A 16,615-nucleotide genomic window follows, 5' to 3' on the forward strand; every position below is an offset into this window, starting at 1 on the left:
TTAAATAATTTAAGGATACAATGAAAAAAAGTTTTTTAATTTACACACTTTTCACACTGATTATTGGATTAGGATTTAGTTCTTGTAAGAAAGATAAGGAATATTGGGTTCCTGCCACTCTTGATTGTGAACTACCATCTATAATTAAAAATGGTGATTTTATAACCAGTAGCACAATCCGTCTTAGAGATATTACAGATGTAGACCAGTTAGATTTTCGAATTATTGATATTGAAACAAAAAATTCGTGGATAGCTTTAAATGGTGATATCTCAAGAAATGATGACTTTATCATTTATGATATAACCATTAATGGGGTAACGCTTAATTTGCAAAATTATGTATATAATGCAACCGGAGCAGAACAAGGCAAAGACATAACTTTTCAGAATGACCAATTATATATGGATTTTATGTATAAAGCAATGAAATTATTGAATGAGAGAGGTCAAATAAATGTTTCTGTAAGAGGTTGGTCTAGAATGAGCCGAGGAGAATTATACATAACATTGTTCAATAATTTAGATGTACTTACTAGAGAATAACGAGAAAAAATATCAAGAGATTATAGCTGAAATTGAAGAAAACAACAATTCAGATATTCCTCTTAGAGAAAAATACATCCATTTAAAACGGATATTAGAAAGAAGCTGCAAAGAGATCACCACTAGGGAGACTTTGCAGTTTCCTTCATTATTTGCACGCCTGGTTTATATTTGTCAGATATATAAACTACCACAATCTCTAGAATGGGCATTGCAAAATATACGCGTAAAAACCTCATTCCTTCTTCGAAACGAACAGAATACTGTTTCACAAACTCAATACAACAGCTCTTATCAAAGTATAAATAATTTTATATCAATAATTTATACTAGTCAAGACACTTATAAAGAAGAAAATACTGAGCTATTAAACAAAAGTGAAACAGCTCCAAACTTGGATTATATCCGAATACAGGTAGTGGTAATAGATAGAGATAGCGAGCTAATTATAGGTGTGAGTGATTCCATTTCACATTCCACTATTCGTATAAAATACAATGTCAAAAATATAAATGATGCTTTCAACCAAACTGTTGAACGGTTGTGGATAGGAGCACAGCTCAATTTATTAGAATGCAAAATTGATAAAAACGAAAATTATATTCCTAAATTTATCGTTTTAGAACCCGATTATCTGATTGATGCATCTGCACTAGCAGAATGTTTTCAGAATTATGGAAGATCTCATTTACATTATTTCCGTCGCAAGTTTGAGCAAACAGACAATTCTCAGCATATACTTTTAGGAAATTTAGCAAATTTCTTTCTGGACGAACTTATTTTTTCCGACACACCTGAACAGCTCGAATTCAATGATATATTTCTTAAAGCTTTCAAAGAAAAGCCTTTTGAATTCACAAGTTGCAATGATATAAAACAAACCACTGATTTTAGAGCTTTTATGGTAAAAGCTCGAACTCAATTTGCTAATATACAACGGGTAATAGCACAAGATTTTCCTTTAAATAGAATAGATGTCCAGAAATGCACCTTAGAGCCTTCTTTTTTTAGTGAAAAGTTTGGAGTTCAAGGACGATTAGATTTACTTCAACTATCTGATAAAGAAAACAATAACAGTAAAATAATAGAATTAAAATCAGGAGGTCTACCTTATCCTAAAGAAGATAGTGGTAAAATAGCAATAAATCATGAAGTACAAACAGCAATTTATCGACTAATAATTCAAAGTGTTTTCGGATATGATGAGAAGAAAATAACTTCTGCAATATTATATTCAGCAGCTGAGAATAGTGGAGAAAATCTCCGACTAGCTGCAGTTTATAAAACTTTAGAAAAAGACATTATTAATATCCGAAATCTAATTGTTGCTACTGAACATGACCTATATTTAGGTGATTCTGAAACTGTAGAAAAATTATTTTCAGATATATGTAATTTAGATAACTATGGAAGAACTCCTAACTTTTTCATTAATCAAATAGCAGATTTTCATAAAACGATTTCAAATATTACTGAGATTGAGAAACAATATTTCTTTAGATACATAATATTTCTAGCTAGAGAATTATATATTCAAAAAGTAGGTGATGATTACTTCGAATCCAACCGATCTACCGCCAGTCTTTGGAATACTGAATTTAACGATAGGCTAGAATCTTTCGATTTAATATCAGATCTCAAGATCAAAAAGATTGATGATAGTGGTCGGGATATGAAAATTCTATTTGAAAGAAATAGCTCCTCAGATTTTATAAATTTCAGAGAAGGTGAAATCTGCATACTATATCCACACGAAGAAATTACAGATTCTGTACTCACCAACCAAATATTGAAAGGAACAATAGCAGAAATTACCCCTACACACATCCTTCTGAGATTTCGATATAAGCAAAAGAATAAAACTTTTTTTGAAAAATACTCTTCTTGGGCAATTGAACATGACAAACTAGATCATGCTTATACTAATATGTACAAGAGTTTATATACATTTTTATCTTCTTCTGCAGATAAACGTGAAATATTATTAGGGCTCAAAGAACCTCAATCATTATACTATCAAATAACTGATAAAGAAGTAACTAAAGAGAGTAAACAGGATATAATAATGAATAAAGCAATCAACTCTAAAGATTATTTTTTAATTGTAGGGCCTCCCGGAACAGGTAAAACATCCATATTTGCTCGTCGATTAATTGAGCATTATTACAACAATACACTAGATAATATTCTCATAATTGCTTACACAAATAGAGCCGTAGATGAATTATGTGAATCTATAAACCAAGCATTTAGCTGTAACAATAAAGAGTGCGACGCATATATTAGGATAGGTACAGAATTATCTTGTGATCTTCATTATAGGCATAGATTGTTACAAAACATAGCAGATAAGGCGAAAAGTAGGGAAGATCTTCGAGAAACATTAGCTAAGCATCGAATTTTTATAGGTACATTAGCATCTATTGTTAGTAAGCCTGAGATATTTGATATTAAGAAATTTAATTTATCGATAATAGATGAAGCATCCCAAATACTTGAACCACAGATAATAGGGATTCTTCCTAAGGTTGACAAATTTATAATGATAGGAGATCACAAACAATTATCAACTATAACCTTACAAAATACAGAGAAAGCAAGATCCAACAATGAACCATTAAACATAATAAAACTATATGATTGCGGAGAATCACTATTTGAACGTCTATATAGAGTCTGCCAATCGAATAGGTGGGAACAAGCCTATGATACTCTAGTATATCAAGGGCGAATGCATCAGACATTAGCAGAGTTCCCCAATAAACTATTTTATGATAATATACTTTTATCTGCTAATGAATGGCAGAAAGAACAACTATCTTTAGAAATAGCTGATTACCAGGATATCTATGAAAAAATAGTTAGCAGAAAACGTCTAGAATTCATTAATTGCAACGATAATTCTAATACTGTTAGTGATAAGGTTAGTTATAAAGAAGCTGAGATCGTAACTGAATTATCAAAAGCTATACTCAAAACCTACAAAACAAATAATCAGCATTTTGACCCACTTAAAACTTTAGGCATTATAACGCCTTATAGAAATCAAATTGCCCTGATTAAGCATAAATTACACGAAACTGGAATTTCGGAGCTTCAGAATATAATGATAGATACAGTTGAGCGCTTTCAAGGTAGCCAGCGCGAAATTATTATTTTATCATTTTGTATTAATAAACCATATCAACTAGATTTTTTCTGTAATTTGAATAATGATAAAACAGTTGATAGAAAGCTGAATGTTGCAATAACTCGTGCCAGACAGCAACTTTTTCTCATTGGGAATGAATATATATTAGTCCAAAATCCTATCTACAAGAAACTAATAGAATATATTAAATCTCTATAATAATCTCCTCTTCATTTTCAATATATAATAGTATTTGCATTAAATGTAAATACTATTTTTTTTTACAAATAAAGTATACAGATGTATTCGTTAAGTTAAAAAAACATATGTATACAATACATTAAGCAGTACATTTGTACACTAATTAAATTTAGAATACAAACATTCGTGATTAATTTACAATACACGAATAAAAAACATCTGTATATTATAGCAATGTAAACGTATAATAAATGTAAATATTTACTATATATATACCTAAATATAAGTAGATTAATGTCTATATTATAAACTATAAGTTTAATAAAAAGCGTCTATTTATGCATGAATAATAGAATACAGGAATTTACATATATTTTATATAACTTATTGATATAATAACTAATATTTTATATGCATAATATAAATATACACTTTATCACAATTTAGTAATGTATACAATTATACACAATCATATGTATACAACGGAACATAATTATTATATACAAATATATACTGAAACTATTTAGATTTGTGAAGTATTTGTTATACATTTGTATTGTCACATATGTTTACATATTATAGATAAAATGAGGCATGAAAGAGCGAATAAAAAAAATAATGGACTCTGAGAATATGACTCCTGCCAGATTTGCTGATAGTTTGCAAATAGGTAGAGCTGTTATCTCTCATATTCTTAATGGAAGAAACAACCCTAGTTTGGATGTTATTACCCGCATCCTTACTCAAATGCCAGACATAGATTCTCAATGGTTATTAACAGGTACAGGTACTATGTATAAAAGTGAAATAAGTAATCATAGTGCAGACATAAAAAATCAAAGTAGCTTCCCCGATTTATTTTCTCAACTATCTCAAGAGAATGACAGTCGAATATATTCGACCAAAGAGACAGAAGATCATAAATATCGCAAAGAGAATATAGTTGAGCTACATCAACAAGACACACAAGAAGCTATAAAAGAAAGAGTTGTATATAAAGAAGCTCCATCTAAGAAAGTTAAACAAATAATAATTTATTATACCGATAATACCTTTGAGGCTTTTACTCCTGGACAATGACGATTTTCTTAAACTCTTTATTCTGAAAAAGCATAAGTTTTGATTAACTTTGTATGATAAACTATCTATATAAGCTTATTATACTAACCAAAGCAATAAAGAGGTCTATGACCTTAGAAAATTTGTGCAAATGAAAAAAATGCTTGATTTGATTATCGTCGACAATGATCAGCTAAATCAAAATTACATCCTCTTAAAACTATCAACTACTGATGGCACTGTACTTCCCGATATGTATCCGGGACAGTTTGTTGAAGTTCATGTAGCTGATTCTCCTTCCACTTTTCTCAGACGACCTATATCTGTAAACTATGTGGATAAGTCTAAAAACGAACTTTGGTTATTAATCCAAAAAATTGGAGATGGTACCAAACGTATGGCTGAATATAAAAAGGGAGATATTGTAAATCTCTTATTGCCATTAGGTAATTCGTTTTCTACTCCTGAAGATACCAATAGTGAAGTCTTACTTATTGGTGGTGGTGTAGGTACTGCTCCTATGCTATATCTAGGTAGTGAATTAAAAGAAAAAGGCTTTAAGCCTAACTTTTTATTAGGAGCACGCTCTTCTGCCGACCTTCTTCAACTAGATGAATTTGCAAAATACGGAGAAGTGTATACTACTACCGAGGACAGTAGCCACGGAGAGCAAGGATATGTAACCAATCATTCAGTTTTAGAGAAAAAGAATTTTTCCCACATATTTACTTGTGGTCCTAAACCGATGATGATGGCTGTAGCTAACTATGCTCATAAAAAACAAATAAATTGTGAAGTTTCATTAGAGAATACAATGGCTTGTGGCTTTGGTGTATGCCTCTGCTGTATAGAAAATACAAAGAGAGGTAATATATGTGTATGTACGGAAGGACCGGTATTTAATATTAAAGAACTGAAATGGATAAATTAAAAATAAATATAGGTAACCTCTATTTAAAAAATCCCGTGATGACTGCCTCGGGAACTTTTGGCTATGGCAAAGAATATGTAGATTTTATCGACCTATCTCAATTAGGCGGAATTTGTGTAAAAGGAACTACTTTGTACGATCGTCAAGGAAATGATTATCCTCGTATGGCAGAAACTCCTGCAGGAATGCTTAATGCTGTAGGACTACAAAATAAAGGCGTTGACTACTTTGTATCAGATATATATCCTGAAATTAAAGACTTTGATACACACATCATAGTTAATGTATCAGGTTCAACAATAGAAGATTATGCAGAATGTGCTTCCAGGCTTAATCATTTAGATAAAGTTCCTGGAATAGAATTAAATATCTCATGCCCCAATGTAAAAGAAGGTGGTATGGCATTCGGAACATCGGCTTGTTCGGCAGCAGATGTAGTAAGGGCTGTTAGAAAGGTATACGATAAAACTCTGATAGTTAAACTATCACCAAATGTAACAGATATTACCGAGATAGCGCGTGCAGCAGAATCAGAAGGAGCCGATGCAGTTTCTCTGATTAATACTCTCCTAGGTATGGCTATTGACATTAATAAGCAAAAACCAATCTTATCAACAGTCACAGGCGGCTTATCAGGGCCTTGTGTGAAGCCAATAGCACTACGGATGGTTTGGCAGACATATAATGCCGTAAAAATCCCCGTAATAGGCATGGGAGGTATATCATCATGGCAGGATGCTATCGAATTTATACTTGCTGGCTCATCTGCCATCCAAATTGGTACATATAACTTTATTGACCCAACTATATCTGTAAAAGTATTAGAAGGTATAAAGAACTATATGGATCAATACAATATCGCAAATATCAAAGATTTGGTAGGACAATTAAAGGCATAAATATTTGTAAATAAATAATTTACAGTACAATAAAGAAAGGTCTGCAAATTTGCAGACCTTTCTTTATTATATACATTTATATATCAATCACTTAACATAGCCAATAGCTTGTACTAAAGTAACCTCTTGTTTATCAGTCAAATTTAAAGCAGGAGGTAGTTTTGTTCTGCTGAATGAACCTCTGGCAACAGTTCCCAAGTTGCCTTCAGAAGCACAGAACAGATATACATTCTGAGATATATAGCCTGTATCAATAAATGCAGCTTCTCTATTAGATGCTTTATCTAGATTAGCAACAAATACCAAATTTATAGCAGCATCATTCACATAAGTCTGTGATCCAAGACCATCTCTTAAGTCTCCTTTAGCGTGCAATTTCAATTTGTTTTCTTTAGCATCATAAAAATATACCCCATCCTTGAACATCACATATACATCAATCTCCTGACGATTTTGTGACGAAGGCACAGTTCTTTTATCCGGACGGTTAAATCCATAAGCAGCCCAAAGCAAATTAGACAGGGTTTGATTATCAAATTCTTTTCCTGTAAAATCTTTCAAAGACTGTCTCTCGTTTAAAGTCTCCAATAAAGGCTTTCCACCTGTTTTTATTGGAGCTGGTAAATCTATGGTTTCTTGCTGAGCATAAGCAAATAAAGCGGATGCAAATAAGCAAACGGCAATGAGTAATTGTTTCATGTTAATTCTATTTTTATAAATTATATATACAAAAATATGCTTTTATTAATAAGAATATTTCTTTTTGCTATTTTTTCGAGGGCGTTTTTTATATAATTAAGAAGTTTGTGGTTTACATATATACATTATCTTTGTATTTCACATTTTGAATTATACAGAATGATAAAGAGATTACTCTGTATTATATTGATATTTTACATCAGTATATTACATCTAAGTGCACAACAAATACAATTGTCCGATTCCGCTAAAGTGAGCCTCTTAACCAGTGCTCCTTGGGAAAAAGAAGTTTATGCTCTTTTCGGACATACCGCTATAAGAATACAAGATCCTATTAATCAGTTTGATTTAGTATTCAATTATGGACTATTCAGCTTTGATAGTCCCAACTTTATGCTTCGGTTTATAAAAGGAGAAACAGATTATATGGTTGGAGCCGAAAACTTCAACAGATACATAAGTGAATATAAATCGAGAGGTGTTGGTATTACAGAACAAGTTTTCAACCTAACCCAACAAGAAAAACAAGCTGTGTTTGACGCCTTGGCTATAAATAGCTTACCCGAGAACAGAGTATATAGATATAATTATTTCTATGATAATTGTTCGACACGTCCAAGGGACATAATTGAAAATAATATTCACGGAACAATTCACTATACACCCACAAAAGAAAAGCAAACCTACCGTGATTTAATTCACGAGTGCGTTTGGGCACAACCTTGGGTGCGTTTTGGTATTGATTTGGTGATTGGGGCTGATGCTGATAAAGAAATAACAGATAGGCAAAAAGATTTTCTGCCATTATATTTAATGTCAGCATACAATAATGCCAATATTAAAAGTACAGATGGTAACACAAGAGCTTTGCTATCAGAACAAAATGACATCTTGCTTTCGCCCAAAAACGATACAATTATCCTTATCGATCCACCTTTAGCTATTGGATGTTTACTATTGGTTATTACACTGATAATCTCATTCTTATCATATAAGAAAAATTGCATCTTGCTAGGAAAGATATTCGACACTTTCTTATTCATTACAGCAGGTGTTGCTGGAAGCATCATATTCTTTCTGATGTTCTTTTCAGTACACCCTTGTACCAATCCAAACTGGAATATTATATGGCTGAATCCATTCCAATTAATATTCGCATTTTTCTTTTTAATAAAATTCTTCTCAAAATATGTGTACTACTATCATTTTATTAACTTTGTAGCCTTGATACTACTGCTTTTGGCTTGGTTTTTGATACCACAGTATCTGGAGTTAGCATTCATTCCATACATTCTTTCACTATGTGTTAGATCTGGAACCAATGTATTACAATATAAAAATAGATCTTAGTTCTCTATTATTTAATCAATTACAAAATAGTAGAAACACTATAAAGATTAGCTAGATAGTTTAATGATAAGAATAATAACATCCCTTGTAGCTGTACTAACAGTAGCATCTATACAATCGCAAACTACTTTGAGAGAAACTCCAAAGTTGGTGATTGGGATAACTATTGACCAGTTGCGAGCAGACTATCTAGAATTATTTCAACATACTTTCTCTGAAAGAGGCTTCAAAAGACTTTTAAATGAAGGCTTAGTATACCAAAACATGAGATTTGATTTTCCAAATCTGAACGAAGCTTCTTCAATAGCAACAATATATACAGGGACTAATCCTTCTCACCATGGTATAATTTACAGCAAACGGTTTTTACCTGACAGAAACTCGGAAGTATCTATTTTCGAGGATAATTCTTTTTTGGGGAATTACACCAAAGAAAAGTTATCCCCTGCTGCGTTACGCGTAGGAACTATTACTGATGAATTAAAAATTGCTTCTAAAGGGAAATCCGATATATATAGTTTTGCACCAAATTCTTTTCAAGCCCTTATTTCTGCTGGACACTCGGCAAATGGAGCTTATTGGATAGAAGATTATTCAGGGAAATGGGCAACTTCAACCTACTTCAAAGATTTTGACTGGAGTGTTGAACAAGAAAATCGCTCAAATATCTACCCCAATAGAATAAATACACTTATTTGGCAGCCACTCTTGAGCCCCGATAAGTATAATTTATTTCCATACGGAAGCGAAGCCGTTAGCTTTAGCAATAAACTGGTTCGGGCTGATAATTCTTTTCAGTTATTCAAAGAATCTCCATTTGTCAACGAGAATATAACCAAAACAGCCATAGCATTAATGCATAAAGCTGATATGGGTAAACGTTCACGTCCTGATTTTCTAGCTCTTACTTATTATGCAGGTAATTTTTCAGCATCAACAGATGGTGAATATTCTTATGAGATACAAGATACATATGCACGTCTAGACAGAGAAATAGCAGCATTACTAGATCAGGTTGAAAAGACTGTAGGTCTTCAGAATACGCTAATCTTTGTGACCTCTACCGGATATTACAGTTCTAACATTGTTAACAGCGATAATATCCAAGCATCGGCAGGTACATTTTACACCAACAGATGCGAAGCATTGTTGAATATGTATTTGATGGCTATTTATGGTAAAGAGCAATGGGTAGAGAAATACCATAATCAACAAATATATTTGAATCGTAAGCTGATCGAAAGCAAAAACATCAGTTTAGAAGAAATACAAAATAAAGCCGCTGAATTTGTTGTCCAATTTACAGGAGTACAAGATGCAACAACATCGATTCAACTCCTTACCGGAAAAGCAAATTCTAACATGTTGGCTTATCGCAATGCTTTAGATAAGGATGTATCAGGCGATATTATAATACAAATACGTCCCGGATATCAGATTGTTGACGAGCAAAACACTTCATCTATAAAGAAAATACAGAGAGAAGTATCTATAGTTACTCCTGTAATTTTCTTTGGTTTTAATACAAAACCCGAGAAAATAAAAAGAACAATAAAAGCCACAGAAATAGCACCGACAGTATGTCGAATACTACGCATACGTTCCCCCAATGCTGCTAAAGACGAACCTTTATCCGAGTTTCTTTAAAACAACAAGAACTCTAATATAAAACTGAAAAATAATAACAAACAATATATATGGGATTTAATGATATTCTAGCCAAACTTTTTGGCAATAAATCAACAAGGGATGCAAAGCAGATCACTCCTTATGTGGAAAAGATAAAAGCTGCATATCCTGCTATAGAGGCTCTATCGCATGACGAATTAAGAGCTAAAACTGTAGAACTGAAACAAAAAATACAAGATTTTGTTTCTGTAGAGAAAAATAAAATAGCTGAACTAAAAGCTGGGATTGAAGATATTGAGATTGATCAAAGAGAAGATATCTGGGCTGAAATAGACAAGCTTGAAAAAGAAATTACAGAGAAATACGAAGTTGTTTTAGACCAAATCATGCCTGAGGCTTTCTCTGTAGTAAAAGATACAGCTCGTCGTTTTACTCAAAATGAAGAAATTGTAGTTACTGCTACTGATTTTGACAGAGAACTTGCTGAAACAAAAGATTTTGTACGCATTGAAGGTGATAAAGCAATTTATCAAAACCACTGGATGGCCGGAGGTAACGAAATCACGTGGGATATGATCCACTATGATGTTCAGTTATTTGGAGGGGTCGTTCTTCATAAAGGTAAAATTGCCGAAATGGCAACAGGAGAAGGTAAAACTTTGGTAGGTACACTTCCTGTTTTTCTAAATGCGCTTACAGGAAATGGGGTCCATCTGGTTACAGTGAATGACTATTTGGCTCGACGTGACTCTGAATGGATGGGACCATTGTATATGTTCAACGGATTATCTGTAGAATGTATCGATAAACACCAACCAAACTCAGAAGGTCGTCGCAAAGCATATCAAGCTGATATTACATTTGGTACAAATAACGAATTTGGTTTTGACTACCTTCGTGACAATATGGCTATCAGTCCTTCTGACTTAGTGCAACGCAAACACAATTATGCTATTGTCGATGAAGTTGACTCGGTATTAATTGATGATGCTCGTACTCCTCTTATTATTTCGGGTCCAATTCCAAAAGGAGAAGTGCAGATGTTTGACGAATTTCGCCCTCGTGTCGAAATTATCGTAAAAACTCAAAGAGATCTTTGTACTAAACTGCTTGCAGAAGCTAAATCAAAAATGGCGTCTTCTGATTCTAAAGAACAAGAAGAAGGTGCACTTTTACTATACAGATCATACAAAGGTTTACCTAAAAATAAACCTCTTATCAAGTTTTTGAGTGAGCCTGGTATTAAATCGGCTATGCTTAAAACCGAAGAACATTATATGTCTGAGCAATTGCGTAATATGCATATTGTTACTGACGAATTGTACTTCGTTATTGATGAAAAGAACAACAGTATTGAGCTAACTGATAAAGGTATCGACCTTTTAACTGGTAATTCTGATGATCCTCTTTTCTTCGTTCTTCCTGATATTGGTGCACAAATGGCAGAAATAGAAAATGCCAACACTACAGATGAAGAAAAAGCAGAGAAAAAAGATGAATTGATGCAAAACTATAGCGTCAAATCAGAACGTGTTCATACAGTAAACCAATTACTTAAAGCATATACTCTATTTGAAAAAGACGATCAATATGTTGTTATTGACAATAAAGTAATGATTGTTGATGAGCAAACAGGTCGTATAATGGATGGCCGTCGCTATTCAGACGGACTTCATCAAGCAATAGAATCTAAAGAACACGTGAAGGTAGAAGCTGCAACTCAGACTTTTGCAACTATTACACTTCAAAATTATTTCCGTATGTACAACAAACTGTCAGGTATGACAGGTACAGCAGAAACAGAAGCAGGTGAACTATGGGATATCTACAAATTAGATGTTGTAGTAATTCCGACCAACCGCCCAATCTCTCGTTCTGATATGAATGATCGTATCTACAAAACAAAACGCGAGAAATATGCTGCTGTTATACAAGAAGTTGAAGACCTTACATCTAAAGGACGTCCGGTTCTTGTAGGTACAACATCTGTTGAAATATCGGAACTTTTAAGCAGAATGCTTACTCAACGTAAGATCAAACATAATGTATTGAATGCTAAGCTGCACCAAAAAGAGGCTGAGATTGTTGCTCTAGCTGGACAAACCAGTGCAGTAACCATTGCAACCAATATGGCAGGTCGTGGTACCGACATTAAGCTTTCTCCGGAAGTTAAAGCTGCAGGAGGTTTAGCAATTTTAGGTACAGAAAGACACGAATCTCGTCGCGTTGACCGTCAGTTACGTGGTCGTGCAGGACGTCAAGGAGACCCAGGATCATCTGTGTTCTTTGTTTCTCTTGAAGACCAATTGATGCGTTTATTTGCTACTGAGCGTATTGCTAGCCTAATGGATAGAATGGGATTCAAAGAAGGCGAAGTACTTGAACACAATATGTTGAGCAAATCGGTAGAACGTGCTCAGAAGAAAGTGGAAGAAAATAACTTTGGTATTCGTAAACGTCTGCTTGAATACGATGATGTAATGAATTCACAACGTGAAGTTATTTACAAACGTCGTCGCCACGCCCTTATGGGAGAACGTATTGGCATAGACATTATGAATATGTTATTCGATTCGGCAAACTCTATTACTGAACAATCTGCAGATAATCAAGACTATGAAGGTCTAAAAATTGAAATCCTTCGCGTATTGGCAATGGAATGTCCTATTGATGAAGCTACATTCAGATCTGCAAGACCTGAGAAGCTTGTAGATTTAGTATATGAACATGCTGTAAAGAATTTCAAACAGAGAATGGACAGATTGGCAGAAATAGCAAATCCTGTAATCAAAGATGTATTTGAAAATCAAGGAGGAAACTTCGAGAATATATTAATTCCTATAACTGATGGTAAACGTATCTATAATGTTACTTGTAACTTAAAAGAAGCATACGAAACTGGTTCTAAGGGAGTTATTAAATCTTTTGAGAAATCGATTCTTCTACATACTATTGATGAACAATGGAAAGAGCACTTGCGCGAAATGGACGAACTACGTCATTCTGTTCAGAATGCAAGTTACGAGCAAAAAGATCCTCTATTGATTTATAAACTTGAATCTTTCAGTTTATTCAAAACAATGGTCGACAGTATCAATAAAAAAGCAGTAGCTATTTTGATGCGTGGTCAAATACCTGTTCGTCAATCAGAAGAAGTACAAGAAGCTAAAATTGAAGAGAAAACAGATTTCAGTAAGTACAAGACTGAAAAAGAAGATATAGATGATGAACAAGCTCCAAAAGAGGAAAATAAAAAACCTAAACAAGCTCCAATCAGAGTTGAAAAAAAATTAGGAAGAAATGATCCTTGCTTCTGTGGAAGTGGCAAAAAATACAAAAACTGCCATGGACAAGATGAAGATTAATCATTAACTTATCTCCAGAGACACACAAGAGTCTTATATTGCTTATTTTTAGCAATATAAGACTCTTCTCTTTTTTACTATAATCTTCACCAGCAACCATTAGTTTGTGTCAAAATGTTTCCAAAATTGAAAGTTTTTTTGTAATTTAGCAGGGTTTTTAAAGTCAGTAGCACTTTATATTAAAATAGAAAACAAACAAAAAAATATTATATTAAAACTTATCTTTAATGATAGATCAGGAAGATAGAATTATTAGAATTAACATCGAGGACGAAATGAAATCAGCATACATTGATTATTCAATGTCTGTTATTGTAGGTCGTGCTTTACCCGATGTTAGAGATGGGTTTAAACCCGTACATCGCCGTATTCTTTTCGGGATGAGCGAATTAGGAAACACATCCAATAAGCCCTATAAAAAATCCGCGAGAATTGTAGGGGAAGTTTTAGGTAAATTCCACCCACATGGTGATTCATCCGTATATTTTGCGATGGTCCGCATGGCACAGGAATGGAGTATGCGTTATCTATTAGTAGATGGACAAGGTAACATGGGTAGTGTAGATGGAGACTCTCCGGCTGCTATGCGTTATACTGAGGCTCGTCTTAGCAAACTAGCAGAAGAAATGCTTAAGGATATTGACAAAGATACTGTTGATTTTCAACTAAACTTTGATGATACCTTAAAGGAACCAACCGTTTTACCTACACGTATTCCCAATTTATTAATAAATGGTGCTTCAGGTATTGCTGTGGGTATGGCTACTAACATGCCTCCTCACAATATGGTTGAAGTTATCAATGCTACTGTTGCCTACATTGACAATAGAGAAATTGACATTGAAGGTTTGATGGAGCATGTAAAAGCTCCCGACTTCCCTGGAGGTGGTTTCATCTATGGTTATCAAGGTGTTAAAGATGCTTTTGAGACTGGACGTGGACGTGTTATTATGCGCGGACGTGCTGAGATTGAAATGGATGGAAACCATGAAAAAATTGTTATTTCCGAAATTCCATTTCAAGTTAATAAAGCCGAATTAATTAAGCATATTGCGGACTTAGTTGGTGATAAAAAAATTGAAGGTATAAGCAATGTCAATGACGAGTCAGACCGTGAAGGAATGCGTATTGTTGTTGATGTGAAGAGGGATGCGAACGCAAATGTTGTACTAAATAAATTATACAAACTTACTGCATTACAAAGTTCTTTTAGTGTAAATAATATTGCACTTGTAAAAGGACGTCCACAAATGCTTAACCTAAAAGATATGATTTCGTTGTTTGTTGAACACAGACATGAAGTTGTTATCCGCAGAACAAAATACGATCTTTTAAAAGCTGAAGAAAGAGCTCACATCTTAGAAGGTTTAATTATTGCATCAGATAATATTGATGAAGTAATTGCCATTATACGTGGTTCTAAATCGCCTCAAGAGGCAATCGAAGGACTTATAAACAGATTCCAACTATCAGATATTCAAGCTCGAGCTATTGTTGAAATGCGTCTACGTCAATTAACTGGACTAGAACAAGACAAACTGCATAGCGAATATTCTGAAATACAAAAATTGATCGCTTATCTTAATGAAATCTTAAATGACGAAGTACTTTGTATGCAGGTTATCAAAGATGAATTAATAGAGGTAAGAGATAAATATGGTGATATTCGTCGTAGCGAGATTGTTTATTCGGATATTGAAATGAATCCGGAAGATTTCTACGCTGATGACGAAATGATTATCACAATATCTCACATGGGATATATTAAACGTACACCACTATCTGAATTTAAGGCTCAGCATAGAGGTGGAGTGGGAGTTAAGGGTTCTGAAACCAGAGACACCGACTTTGTTGAATATATTTATCCTGCATCTATGCACAACTATATGTTGTTCTTTACTCAAAAAGGTAGATGTTATTGGTTGAGAGTATTCGATATACCTGAAGGTAGCAAGAATTCGAAAGGAAGAGCTATTCAGAATATGTTGAATATTGAGGCTGAAGATAAGGTAAATGCATTTATTAGAATTAAGGGTCTTAACGATACCGAATTCGTAAATAATCATTTCCTTGTATTCTGTACTAAACAAGGTGTTATTAAGAAAACTAGTTTAGCAGCATACTCAAGACCTCGCCAAAACGGTGTTAATGCTATTACAATTCGCGAAGATGATAAAGTTATCGAAGTATTGATGACTGATGGTAATAGCGAAATATTAATAGCCAATCGTAATGGTAGAGCTATTCGTTTCCACGAGTCAGATGTACGCGAAATGGGTCGTACAGCAACTGGAGTACGTGGTATGCGTATAGACGAAGACCCAACAGATGAAGTAATCGGAATGATTGCAATGTCTAAAGATGCTCCTGAAGAAACTATTATGGTTGTGTCTGAACTTGGATACGGAAAACGTACCAGATTGAATGACGAAGATGGAGAGCCTGTATATCGCATAACAAGCCGTGGAGGTAAAGGTGTAAAAACCATGAGTATTACTGAAAAAACAGGTAAACTTGTTTCTATTAGTAATGTTACTGACGAAAATGACTTGATGATTATCAATAAATCGGGTATTACTATCCGCGTTAAGGTTGACAATCTACGAGTTATGGGACGTGCAACTCAAGGTGTGAAACTGATTAATCTAGGTAAACGTAACGATCAGATAGCGTCTGTTTGTAAGGTTATGTCTGAAAAAGACGAAGATATCATTATTGAGGATGATATAATACTTGATGAATTAAACAATGAGAATAATACATCTTCGAACGAAGACAATTCTGATGAATAACAATAATTATTAAAA

At 33.6% G+C, this 16,615-nt stretch carries 10 protein-coding genes; 9 read left to right on the forward strand and 1 reads right to left on the reverse strand.

Annotated elements, in window-relative coordinates; all coding sequences use genetic code 11:
* Positions 1 to 20 precede the first annotated feature (20 nt).
* From IR022_RS05370 to IR022_RS05390, 5 genes are all read left to right on the forward strand, one after another.
* Complete coding sequence (locus IR022_RS05370) at positions 21 to 545, forward strand: hypothetical protein (RefSeq protein ID WP_050710895.1); 525 nt, start codon at positions 21 to 23, stop codon at positions 543 to 545.
* Positions 526 to 3,894: a DEAD/DEAH box helicase gene (locus IR022_RS05375; protein WP_194202911.1), complete on the forward strand. Its 3,369-nt coding sequence runs from the start codon at positions 526 to 528 to the stop codon at positions 3,892 to 3,894. The genes IR022_RS05370 and IR022_RS05375 overlap by 20 nt, the downstream gene beginning before the upstream one ends.
* Before the next feature lie 576 nt (positions 3,895 to 4,470).
* On the forward strand, positions 4,471 to 4,956 hold the full coding sequence (locus IR022_RS05380) for a helix-turn-helix domain-containing protein (RefSeq protein WP_194202912.1): 486 nt from the start codon (positions 4,471 to 4,473) through the stop codon (positions 4,954 to 4,956).
* 130 nt (positions 4,957 to 5,086) lie between these two features.
* Complete coding sequence (locus tag IR022_RS05385; protein WP_194202913.1) at positions 5,087 to 5,866, forward strand: dihydroorotate dehydrogenase electron transfer subunit; 780 nt, start codon at positions 5,087 to 5,089, stop codon at positions 5,864 to 5,866.
* Complete coding sequence (locus tag IR022_RS05390) at positions 5,854 to 6,765, forward strand: dihydroorotate dehydrogenase (protein WP_194202914.1); 912 nt, start codon at positions 5,854 to 5,856, stop codon at positions 6,763 to 6,765. The genes IR022_RS05385 and IR022_RS05390 overlap by 13 nt, the downstream gene beginning before the upstream one ends.
* A gap of 87 nt (positions 6,766 to 6,852) precedes the next feature.
* Here IR022_RS05390 and IR022_RS05395 read toward each other — a convergent pair whose 3' ends face one another.
* Positions 6,853 to 7,464 carry a SagB/ThcOx family dehydrogenase gene (locus IR022_RS05395; protein WP_050711376.1) on the reverse strand — a complete coding sequence of 204 codons (612 nt, stop codon included), beginning with the start codon at positions 7,462 to 7,464 and terminating at the stop codon, positions 6,853 to 6,855.
* A gap of 159 nt (positions 7,465 to 7,623) precedes the next feature.
* Here IR022_RS05395 and IR022_RS05400 point away from each other — a divergent pair, with 159 nt between their 5' ends.
* From IR022_RS05400 to gyrA, 4 genes are all read left to right on the forward strand, one after another.
* A complete protein-coding gene (locus IR022_RS05400) occupies positions 7,624 to 8,814 on the forward strand; it encodes a DUF4105 domain-containing protein (protein ID WP_194202915.1) in 1,191 nt (396 codons plus the stop codon).
* Between the two features lie 63 nt (positions 8,815 to 8,877).
* Positions 8,878 to 10,461 carry an alkaline phosphatase family protein gene (locus IR022_RS05405; RefSeq protein ID WP_194202916.1) on the forward strand — a complete coding sequence of 528 codons (1,584 nt, stop codon included), beginning with the start codon at positions 8,878 to 8,880 and terminating at the stop codon, positions 10,459 to 10,461.
* A gap of 50 nt (positions 10,462 to 10,511) precedes the next feature.
* Positions 10,512 to 13,808, forward strand: coding sequence for a preprotein translocase subunit SecA (secA, locus tag IR022_RS05410; protein WP_194202917.1), 3,297 nt, complete (start codon positions 10,512 to 10,514; stop codon positions 13,806 to 13,808).
* Between the two features lie 227 nt (positions 13,809 to 14,035).
* Complete coding sequence (gyrA, locus tag IR022_RS05415; RefSeq protein ID WP_194202918.1) at positions 14,036 to 16,600, forward strand: DNA gyrase subunit A; 2,565 nt, start codon at positions 14,036 to 14,038, stop codon at positions 16,598 to 16,600.
* Positions 16,601 to 16,615: the final 15 nt, after the last annotated feature.

Source organism: Dysgonomonas sp. GY617 (assembly GCF_015233815.1).
Taxonomy (GTDB): domain Bacteria; phylum Bacteroidota; class Bacteroidia; order Bacteroidales; family Dysgonomonadaceae; genus Dysgonomonas_A.

What these genes read in the sequence shown, in the direction of transcription:
- IR022_RS05400 (WP_194202915.1), top strand. Translation starts at nt 7,624, where the DNA reads ATGATAAAGAGATTACTCTGTATTATATTGATATTTTACATCAGTATA.
- IR022_RS05390 (WP_194202914.1), top strand. Translation starts at nt 5,854, where the DNA reads ATGGATAAATTAAAAATAAATATAGGTAACCTCTATTTAAAAAATCCC.
- IR022_RS05395 (WP_050711376.1), bottom strand. Translation starts at nt 7,464, where the DNA reads ATGAAACAATTACTCATTGCCGTTTGCTTATTTGCATCCGCTTTATTT.
- gyrA (WP_194202918.1), top strand. Translation starts at nt 14,036, where the DNA reads ATGATAGATCAGGAAGATAGAATTATTAGAATTAACATCGAGGACGAA.
- IR022_RS05370 (WP_050710895.1), top strand. Translation starts at nt 21, where the DNA reads ATGAAAAAAAGTTTTTTAATTTACACACTTTTCACACTGATTATTGGA.
- IR022_RS05385 (WP_194202913.1), top strand. Translation starts at nt 5,087, where the DNA reads ATGAAAAAAATGCTTGATTTGATTATCGTCGACAATGATCAGCTAAAT.
- IR022_RS05405 (WP_194202916.1), top strand. Translation starts at nt 8,878, where the DNA reads ATGATAAGAATAATAACATCCCTTGTAGCTGTACTAACAGTAGCATCT.
- IR022_RS05375 (WP_194202911.1), top strand. Translation starts at nt 526, where the DNA reads ATGTACTTACTAGAGAATAACGAGAAAAAATATCAAGAGATTATAGCT.
- secA (WP_194202917.1), top strand. Translation starts at nt 10,512, where the DNA reads ATGGGATTTAATGATATTCTAGCCAAACTTTTTGGCAATAAATCAACA.
- IR022_RS05380 (WP_194202912.1), top strand. Translation starts at nt 4,471, where the DNA reads ATGAAAGAGCGAATAAAAAAAATAATGGACTCTGAGAATATGACTCCT.